7 protein-coding genes are annotated in these 9,734 nt (G+C 52.9%); 2 read left to right on the plus strand and 5 right to left on the minus strand.

Annotated features, from left to right (window positions below; translation table 11 throughout):
• Window positions 1-17: 17 nt before the first annotated feature.
• Both VFE46_19735 and rpiB read right to left on the minus strand, forming a co-directional pair.
• Window positions 18-3,023 (minus strand): 2-oxoglutarate dehydrogenase E1 component, encoded by a 3,006-nt coding sequence (locus VFE46_19735; protein ID HZZ30240.1) that lies wholly within the window; start codon window positions 3,021-3,023, stop codon window positions 18-20.
• Window positions 3,024-3,210: 187 nt separating this feature from the next.
• Window positions 3,211-3,675: a ribose 5-phosphate isomerase B gene (gene rpiB, locus VFE46_19740; protein ID HZZ30241.1), complete on the minus strand. Its 465-nt coding sequence runs from the start codon at window positions 3,673-3,675 to the stop codon at window positions 3,211-3,213.
• A 408-nt stretch (window positions 3,676-4,083) separates the two neighbouring features.
• Between rpiB and VFE46_19745 the strand changes: the two genes are divergently transcribed.
• Window positions 4,084-5,463: a sigma-54 dependent transcriptional regulator gene (locus VFE46_19745; protein HZZ30242.1), complete on the plus strand. Its 1,380-nt coding sequence runs from the start codon at window positions 4,084-4,086 to the stop codon at window positions 5,461-5,463.
• A 35-nt stretch (window positions 5,464-5,498) separates the two neighbouring features.
• On the opposite strand, the gene VFE46_19750 is transcribed toward VFE46_19745, so the two are convergent.
• Window positions 5,499-7,160: an FAD-dependent monooxygenase gene (locus VFE46_19750; GenBank protein HZZ30243.1), complete on the minus strand. Its 1,662-nt coding sequence runs from the start codon at window positions 7,158-7,160 to the stop codon at window positions 5,499-5,501.
• Between the two features lie 312 nt (window positions 7,161-7,472).
• Between VFE46_19750 and VFE46_19755 the strand changes: the two genes are divergently transcribed.
• Window positions 7,473-8,021, plus strand: a complete 549-nt coding sequence (locus VFE46_19755; protein ID HZZ30244.1) for a PH domain-containing protein — start codon at window positions 7,473-7,475, stop codon at window positions 8,019-8,021.
• Between the two features lie 12 nt (window positions 8,022-8,033).
• On the opposite strand, the gene VFE46_19760 is transcribed toward VFE46_19755, so the two are convergent.
• Together VFE46_19760 and VFE46_19765 are read right to left on the minus strand one after the other, a co-directional pair.
• Entirely contained in the window at window positions 8,034-8,873 is an 840-nt protein-coding gene (locus VFE46_19760; GenBank protein ID HZZ30245.1) for a glycosyltransferase, read from the minus strand.
• Between the two features lie 65 nt (window positions 8,874-8,938).
• Window positions 8,939-9,734 (minus strand): glycosyltransferase (locus VFE46_19765; protein HZZ30246.1); only part of this gene is annotated, 796 nt, incomplete at its 5' end.

Consider the following 9,734-nt stretch of genomic DNA (forward strand, 5'->3'; position numbering starts at 1 on the left):
GACATCAAGAGGCCACATTATTCGCCCAGCGCGCGTGCCAGCAGCTCTTCCTGTTCCAGCTTGTGGCTGCTGGCGCTGCCGGTGGCGGGGCTGGCGGCGCTTTGGCGATAGATGCCGGAAAATGGAAAGCGATCGAACAGCCGCTCGCCGAGGTGAACTTTCAGATAGCGCCAAGCTCCCATGTTTTCCGGTTCTTCCTGAATCCAAAATACTGGCGTGCCGTCGCGGTAATTGGCGAGTGCCGCCTTCAACGGTTCTTTGGGCAGCGGGTAGAGTTGCTCCATGCGAAGAATCGCGACGTTGGTTTTGTTTGACTGGCGGCGCTTCTGCTCCAATTCGTAGTAGATTTTTCCAGAACAAAGCAAGACCCGCTCCACGACGGTGCGCTCCGGTGGCGGCACGTCGGGCAGCACGCGTAAAAATTTGCCTTGGGCTAGTTCGTCCAAGGTGCTTATGCACTGCGGATGTCGCAGCAAGCTTTTCGGCGTCATCAACACCAGCGGTTTTCGCCATACACGCAACACTTGCCGCCTGAGACAATGAAACAATTGGGCTGGCGTCGTGAGGTTACACACTTGAATATTATCTTTAGCCGCAAGCGACAAAAACCGTTCCAGCCGAGCGCTGGAGTGTTCCGGCCCCATGCCTTCGAAGCCGTGCGGCAAGAGGAGCACGATGCCGCTAAGTCGCCTCCATTTATCTTCCGCGCTGACGATGAATTGGTCGATAATTACCTGCGCTGCGTTCACAAAGTCGCCGAATTGTGCTTCCCACATGACCAGACCATCGGGGCAATCCAGACTGTATCCATATTCAAATCCCAACACGCCGGCTTCGGAAAGCGGGCTATTGTAAATTTCCACGGAAGCTTGGTCGAACGTCAAATTCGCCAGCGGCATGTAATGTTGCCCTGTGGCGATATCGTGCAAGACGGCGTGGCGATGGCTGAAGGTGCCGCGTTCTGTATCTTGTCCGCTAATTCGCACGCGCAGTTTTTGCACCGCCAGGCTGCCGATGGCCAGGGATTCGGCGGCAGACCAATCGATAGGACGGCGGCCATCGATCATTTCGCGGCGGCTTTCCAGCCAACGCAGAATTTTGGGATGCGGATTAAATCCCCGTGGCACATGCGAGAGCATGCCCAACAGGTCGGCCAGTTGTTCGCGCTTCATGTCAGTTTCGACTTCCGCGGCCTCTCGTTCGCGACCGCCGATGTAAAACGCCCAAAAGCTGGCCAGATCGGGTCGCGGCACAAAATCCTCGCTTTTGGCGGCCGAAAGCTCTTCCTCAAGCTGGTTTCGCAACTCGGCGGCGATATGATCGGCAGCCTCCCGATCGATGCCACCCAGCTTCAGCAAGTGATCCAAATAACCTTCGCGCACATTTTTGCGGCGCTCGATGGCCTGATACAACAGCGGTTGCGTAAATTGCGGTTCATCAGCTTCGTTGTGTCCGCGACGGCGGTAACAGTACATATCGATCACTACGTCGCGCTGGAACTCGCGGCGAAAATCCATTGCCAGCCGGACGACTTGCGCCACAGCTTCTGGGTCTTCTCCGTTGACGTGGAAGATAGGAATTTGCAACATTTTGGCCACGTCGGTGGCGTAGGTGGTGCTGCGTGCTTCCGCTGGACTGGTGGTGAAGCCGATTTGGTTATTTAGCACCACGTGCATCGCGCCACCAATTTTGTATGCTTCGAGTTGGCTAAGATTCAGTGTTTCCTGGATGATTCCTTCGCCGGCAAATGCGGCGTCGCCGTGAATCAGCAGCAACATGCCGCGCCGACGGTCGTGATCTTCTACGCGATCTTGTTTTGCCCTTACCCGACCCATTGCCACAGGGTTGACGAACTCTAAATGACTGGGATTAAAACACAGCGACAAATGCAGACGATGACCTGTAGCCGTTTTTATATCGGCCGAATGTCCCAAGTGATACTTCACGTCGCCTCGACCGATGTGAAGCTCAGGATCGATATCGGCGAATTCACGGAAAATTTGCTGTGCGCTTTTGCCGATCACGTTGGCCAGCACATTCAGCCGGCCGCGATGCGCCATGGCCAGTACGATTTCTTCCACTTTGTGCTCGCCGGCACGTTCAACGGTTAAATCCAACAGCGGGATGAGAGTTTCGGCGCCTTCCAGCGAGAAGCTTTTAGCGCCCAAGAAACGTCGTTGAATAAATTCCTCGAACACCGTGGCGCTGGTGAGCCCGTGCAAAATGCGTAGCTGTTCTTTGCGACTGAGTGTACAGTGGTTTTCTGACCCTTCCATCCGTTCCTGCAGCCACTGCCGAACCGGCAAATCGTCCATGTGCATGAATTGCACACCAATACTTCGACAATAGGTATTTTTAAGTCGCTGAATGATGCGGCCTAACGTCATCGATTGTGGACCTTCAATCGTGGCGGTGGAAAATTCGCGATCCATGTCCGACGAGGTAAAGCCATAAAACTCTGGGTCTAATTCAGGCAACTCGGGCCGAGGGAATCCCAGCGGATCGAGCCGCGCCACCAAATGGCCGCGCACTCGATAAGCGCGAATCAATTGGTCGACTCGATCCTGCAACACCGCCATACCCAACTGATCGCCGGACTGAGGAGTTACTTGCGATGGCGTCGAAGACGACCTCGCCGGCAAATGCGGTGTTTGGGGTGGCGATGCTGGCGAAGTGCTGTCTGCTGACTGAATTGATGACACCGAGGTATGCGATGCAGCTCGGACATTTCCCGGCCGCGAAAACATACTCGATGGACGGAATGATGGACCGATTTGTTTCAGTGCCAACTCCCCAACGTTGCCATTGCCTTCATTACCATTGCGCTGGCCAGTCGCGATGGATTTATCACCATCGGCAGAAGCCGCTGCGACAGAAGCGCGGCTTTGATTCCGGATTATATTATCAAAGTAAGCGCGCCAGTCCGGAGGAATGCTGTCGGGATCACGCAAATAATCAGACAACAAGCCTTCGACAAATTCCAGGCTGAGGCTACCAACCTGTGTTTCCAGTTCGATTGTCATCTCGGTAAAAACTACAACGCCAACAAATGAATGGATTAGTAACAGACTTCTAGACGGCCACAAACCATCGTAATAAATCTTAGCGACAGAGATCTTGGGCGTTAATGGGAATTACAACATCGTCGGAAGTGCTAGTTTGACAACTGCTTATGAGTAGCATGGCCGATTTAGTTGAGTTAGCTGTCGATCAGAGTCTTCCAGCGATGGCGTCGGCTTCGATCTTCATGACTTTATCCAGCCGTCGCTGATGGCGAGTCGCAGCGGAGAATTCCGCTCCTAAATACGCGCGAACCACCTCATTGGCCAATTCAGGACCGATCACACGTGCTCCCAGGCATAGCACGTTCATCGAATCGTCTTCTACACCCTGGCGCGCGGAGAAAGTATCGTGACACATGGCCGCACGAATGCCCGGAATTTTGTTGGCCGCCACACTTACTCCCACTCCGCTGCCACAGACGACAATGCCTCGCTGGGCTTTTTCGCCGCGCACAGCCTCAGCCACTGCTAAGGCGTAATCAGGATAATCGTCGTCCGGCACTAGTGTGGTAGCTCCACATTCCAGCACGCTGTGCCCGACGGCTTGCACCTGCGCCATCACGTGTTTTTTCAACGCAAATCCTGCATGGTCACAACCAACAGCGATGATCATGTTTTTGGCTCCGGCGAATGAGGAGTCCATGCTAAAAGGCGACGGGCAAGTGTGCGAAGAGACCGCCTATATCGGCTATTACTACGTACATACTCACCACTCGCACTGCGAGCCCGATTATCTCCTATAACCCGCATTTCTGAAACTCCCCCGCGCCAAACCTTGCGAATGCGTTGACGTTCGACACCTATGACGTAGATAAACATCGACGGGGTTGCTGTTTACCGTCGCGGTTAGACGCTAGTTTCTGTGCACGCAAGCATTTAAAGGAACAAGGATTGTCCGCGGTAAACGGATTGGACAACCCCGTAATAAACAAAAACAAAATTTAGTCACGAAAAACGGCGAATCATGGCAGCACAGCACGCTGCTATTTTCACACCACTGAAGCGGCATTCCGGTGAATTCATGAAAAAAAGCACACTGCTGTTGGTTGACGACGACCGACATGTTCTGACTTCGATGGCGGATTGGTTGCGGGAACAAGATTACAAGGTAGACGTAGCCGGCGACTATGCTTCGGCAGTGTCGGCCATTGAACGTAAGGCATATGACCTGCTGTTGGTCGACATTCGGCTGCCCGATCGCGATGGTTTTGAAATACTGGCATTTTCACGTCTCCGCAATCCGGCGGTGCCAGTAATTTTGCTCACCGGTTACGGAACGGTGGAAACGGCGATCGAAGCTATTCGGGCTGGGGCGTTCGATTTACTCACCAAACCATTGATCGATGAAGAGCTGGAGTTAGCCATTCACCGCGCCCTCAATCAGCGCGAAGTGTTAGAGGAAAACAAGAATTTGAAGGCCCAGCTTGATCTGCGGTTTGGAATTGAAAACGTGCTCGGACACGATCATCGCATGCGGCGTATTTTCGACATGATCGAAAGCGTTGCCGACACAAAAGCCACCGTGTTAATCACTGGCGAAAGCGGCACTGGCAAATCGATGGTTGGTCGGGCCATGCATCGCCATAGCGCCCGGCGAGACAAGCCGTTTGTGGAAATTGCTTGCGGCGCCTTGCCCGAAACGCTCTTGGAAAGCGAGCTGTTCGGGCACGTAGCCGGTTCATTCACTGGCGCAACGGGTGATAAAATTGGCAAATTCAAGCTGGCCGATGGCGGCACGATTTTTTTGGATGAAATCAGCACGGCCAGTGCAGCCATGCAGGTTAAGTTGTTGCGAGTCTTGCAAGAGTTCGAATTCGAACCCGTTGGCGGCACCAAAACCATTCATACTGATTGCCGGATAATACTGGCCACAAATGAAGATCTCTCCAAAGCCGTGGCCGAGGGACGCTTCCGACAGGATTTGTATTACCGTGTGAACGTAATCAATATCGAACTGCCGCCGCTACGAGAACGATTGAGCGACATTCCGTTATTAGCAAAGCATTTCCTGGACGAAGTTTGCCGCGAATCGGGCCGAAAAGTGAACGGTTTTGCCGAAGATGCCCTCACCGCTTTGCAACGATACCGCTGGCCCGGCAATGTACGAGAGTTGCAAAACGTGGTCGAACGCGCCGTGCTGCTGGGAAAAACCGACGTAGTGCAAGTGGAAGATTTACCTCCGCAATTGGCGGTAGAAGCCCCGATTTCTGCACATTCCGAGCTTGGTCACAACCTGAAACAGGCGATGACCGCGCCGGAAAAGCAAATCATTTTCGAAGTGCTGCAGCGAAATGGCTGGAACCGACAAGCCACTGCGTTGGAATTGGGCATCAACCGCACCACGTTGTACAAAAAAATGAAGCGGCTGGGTTTGGAAGATGAACGCTTTGCACGGAAGTAATTTCTGACCGACTGCACTTCTTGAATGAAACTAGGCTATTCATCCGTTTGATCGCGAAATATGCGCTTCAGATAGGCTTGCAGCCGGCCAAGATTGAATGACTCCGTGCGATAGCCAATGTAGCCATCGGGACGAATGAGAATTCCGCTGCTGCGGCCAGGACTGTAAAGTTTTGCAAATTCTTCCCGGCTGTCTGCGACAATTGATAAGCCTTCGATCGAAGGTATTGTGCCGTTGGCTGGGGCGATGACAAACGTCTGAATCAAACTGCCGAATTGCTGACGCAACGCCCTGCAAATATCACAAAATTGTCGGCAATCAGTCCATAAGTCACCGACAACCGCCGTATACAACAATAGTGTGTGGTGGGTCCCCCGCGTCAGATCGAATAGTCGGGATTCGTAATGTACGTTGCTGCGCTTCAGCCCCCGCACGTCGGGCGCGCGATCGCCGGCGAATGGCGCGCTGGCATTGATTTTGGCTACATCCAAATCATTTACCGCCAAAGGACTGTCCCGATAATTCAAGAATAGCTGCGAGTCGTCGCGAATTGGCTCTTGTTCGTCGACGTTGCCCTGCATTACACGGTTCATGCGAGCTGTTGTGCGATCCACAATTTGCTGGCCGATTGATCGACGTTCTGCGTTATAGCTTTCCAGCAGACCGGGGACGGACAATCCGCGCAATTCCAGGACCAATTTCCAGGCCAAATTGTAGGCATCTTGCAACCCGGCATTCATCCCTTGTCCACCTAGAGGTGGATGAAGATGGGCCGCATCACCCGCAAGAAAAATTCGGCACACATTGTACTGCGAAACAATACGATGGCTGATGCGATAAAATGCAGACCATCGTAAATTACTAGCCGAAACGTGCGCGCAAAACAGCCAATCGACTACCTCTTGAATTTGTTCTAATGTTGGACCCAATTGGCTAATGCCGTGCTTAACTTGGTCAGCTGCAGTCAATTCGGCAGGAATCATTTCCGGCGGCGCGCCCGTCGTAAAACGGTACCGTCGCGAATTGCCCGGTATAGGAATGCAGGCTCCGGCGCCCAGCATCTTGTCATTTTCAAAACGCGCCATTTTGTAGGCGTATCCGCGCTTTAAAGGGGCGTCGAGTTCAATATCGGCCAACATAAATACTTGTTCGTAATGATCCCCTTCGAATGGCAACTGCAGCGCATGACGTACGATACTGCGGCCACCGTCGCACCCAATGAGGTACCGGCATTGGACGATTTCGCTTGAGCCTGTGGCATGATTGAGCTTCACTTGAACTGTGTGATCATTTTGTTGCACTTCAGCCAGTTCTACCCCTCGTTCAATTTGTCCGCCCAACGAAACCAAATGTTCCGTGAGAATTCGCTCCACTTCGTACTGGGCAAGCGTCAAAAATCCATAAGCGCCTTCGGACAGCGCAGCAGAAGTCTCCTGGGCATGTTCGATGTCTCCATTGGCAATATTCGCCAAGCCGATCAACTCCATGCCGGCCACCAAAGCCTGGTTCACAATGCCCAAGTCGTCCCATATTTCCAGGGTACGCGGAGTAATGCCCAGCGCTTTGCAAAACGGTGCGGGCTTTTCCAACCGTTCCACAATCCGGCACGGCATGCCATGACGCCGAAGCTCCGCAGCCATCATCAGACCGACGGGTCCGGCACCGACAATCAGAATATCATCGGAATCCTTTTGCATGTTGGCCTTCCATGGAGAATGCGGTTCAAGAAGTTTTCAGCACAATCATATGATTGCTGCAAAACCGAGAGTTAGGTATTTTACTCACAGCAAATCTAGTTATTTCTCTGATTCGTGTGCTCTCAGGCAAAAATTGTCTGACGTCAAGCTGATAAGCATCGCCGTACAATTGAATTCCCTGGAAATTATTGGCCCGAGCGAACATTTCTAAAATTTTTGTACGTTCATACTCTGGCAAACTGTGCAGCCGTTTGCTACTTTTTGTGTACAGCTTTCTTTGGATTCAAATTCTGTGCGCACAACAAGCCTGACATGAAACAAGCCATCGCTGGTGTAATTCCCAGCCAATTGACAGAAGCTACCGTTACTATCGAGTGGCCTACCATTGCCGCCACAGGTTTAGGGCGGTTTCTTGGCCGGTTGTATGCAATTCGAGCAGGATTTTGGATATTTACGCTCGGCCGATTAGTAATGGCCCTTACGATGCCAATTGGGTTGCTGCTGTTCTTTTGGATGTTGGCGCCAGGAGTTGCCCGGCGTTATCGGCTCACCAATCGTCGTGTAATTGTGGAGAACGGGCCGAAAGTAAGTGATGCTTTGATCGCACTAGTCACTTTATGGCGAAAAGGACGTCCGTCCTGGACTGCCGCTCGATATGTTGATTTAGATCGTTTCAATACTATTGAAATCGAGGTGCGGCCGGGACAGGAATGGTATCCGGCTGGCGATTTAGTATTTAAGCTCGGAAATGTCGAAACGTTGCGGCTTACGGGAGTGGGGCATCCTGATGTATTTCGTGCGACCTGCCTAAAAGCACATCAGGCTTATGTGGGTGTCCGAAAAGCAATCGGCGCAGTTTAGCCAGAATTCGTTTTAAGCGGCTTGCTTTTCCAACGGCTCGGTTTGCTTTACGATGCCGTACGCTGTCCCTACCGCGCGACTGCGGCGCGTTTCGTCGTAAATTGCACGATTGTGCGCCTTGGCTTCCGCCCGCAAATAGCCGCGAGCATGATCTAAGTGAACACACACCGCTTGGCAATTCACACGTTTGCCACGGATGCCCAGATTTTTTAACCGCTCGCCTAATTCCCAATCGTCGTAAAGATACGCAATGCGTTCATCAAATCCGTTCACTCGCAGTAAGTCTGCTTTCCACATCGAGGCATTGCAGCCCATCCAGTGAAACGTGCGGAACGTAAGCCGATCAAGCCATCGCGCCAAGCGTGGGCCAGCAGAGCGTCGCAACAATTTCAAATTCCATGGCAATCCGCGAGCGCACAACCAGCGGAAATTCGTGGCCTGCCCCGTCAGAATGTCAGCTTTTGTAATCCGCTGACTGAGCTCTTTGGGCAATCGAACGGTACTGCCGGATAGCATGCAACCCGGCCGGGCAGAGGCGGCGTGTTGAGCCAGAAAATCACTCCGCGGAATGCAATCACCGTCGGTAAACACAAGATATTCCGACCGAGTTTGCAAAGTCGCCTGATTTAAAATGGTGCATTTTCGAAAGCCGCGGTCCTCATGCCACACGTGGCGAATTACCAGGCCTGTTTCTTGCCGCAACCGATCGATGGTGTCGCGCGTTTCTGTCTGCGATCCGTCATCGGCAATCACAAGCTCAAACTCGCAGTGCGTCTGCGCGACATACCCCCAAATAACTTTTTCCAGCCAAGCAGGCTGGTTGTACGTGCTGATGATGACGGATAGTTGCATGGCCGATGTGATGCGGATGACCGCAGGACAATTAGAATCTAATTTGTTCAAACCACTGCGCGCTTTCACGCGGCATGGACCAGCGCTGGTCGCGATTGTTTGACAATTCCATATGCCGTCCACACCGCACGAGTGCGACGAGTTTCACGACGAATTGCTTGGTTGCGCGCCAATGAATCGGGGCGCGCGTATCCGCGCGCATGGTCTAAATGCACGCAGACAGCACGGTATCGCAGCAACTTGCCGCGCAGGCCAGCATTCATCAAACGTTCGCCTAATTCGCGATCTAGCCCGCCGTATTCCATGCGTTCGTCAAAGCCGTTCACACGAATCAAATCTGCTTTCCAGCCGGATGCGTTTTGGCCGTTCCATGTGGCCCGCGTAGTGGTGAAGGTATCAAGCAGTTTTGCCATGAGAGGGCCGGTGGAGATTTTGAAATTCTTTCGGCTCCAGCGCAAGCCGCACGCGCGGAGCCAAGTAGCCCTAGTAGCGCGATCGGCAGCAATGTCGTCGCGCGTGATGATGCGACTCAACTCCAAAGGCAGTTTAAAATAACCGCCGGACAAAAATCGCCCGGGCGCAGCCAACCGATGGTGGACTTCCAGGAAGTCACGCCGAGGAATGCAATCGCCGTCGGTGAACACCAAGTAATTCCCCTGGGCCGCCATAATCGCTCGATTCAATATCGTACATTTGCGGAAGCCGCAGTCTTCATGCCAAACATGTTGAATGCTTAAACCCGTTTCATGCCGGGTGCGATCAATAGTTTCTCGGGTCGGGGGGCCGGAGCCGTCATCAGCGATGACAACTTCGAAATCACGAAGGGTTTGCGTGGCAAAACCCCACAGCGACTTTTCGAGC

The sequence above is a fragment of the Pirellulales bacterium genome, assembly GCA_035656635.1.
GTDB lineage: Bacteria > Planctomycetota > Planctomycetia > Pirellulales > JADZDJ01 > DATJYL01.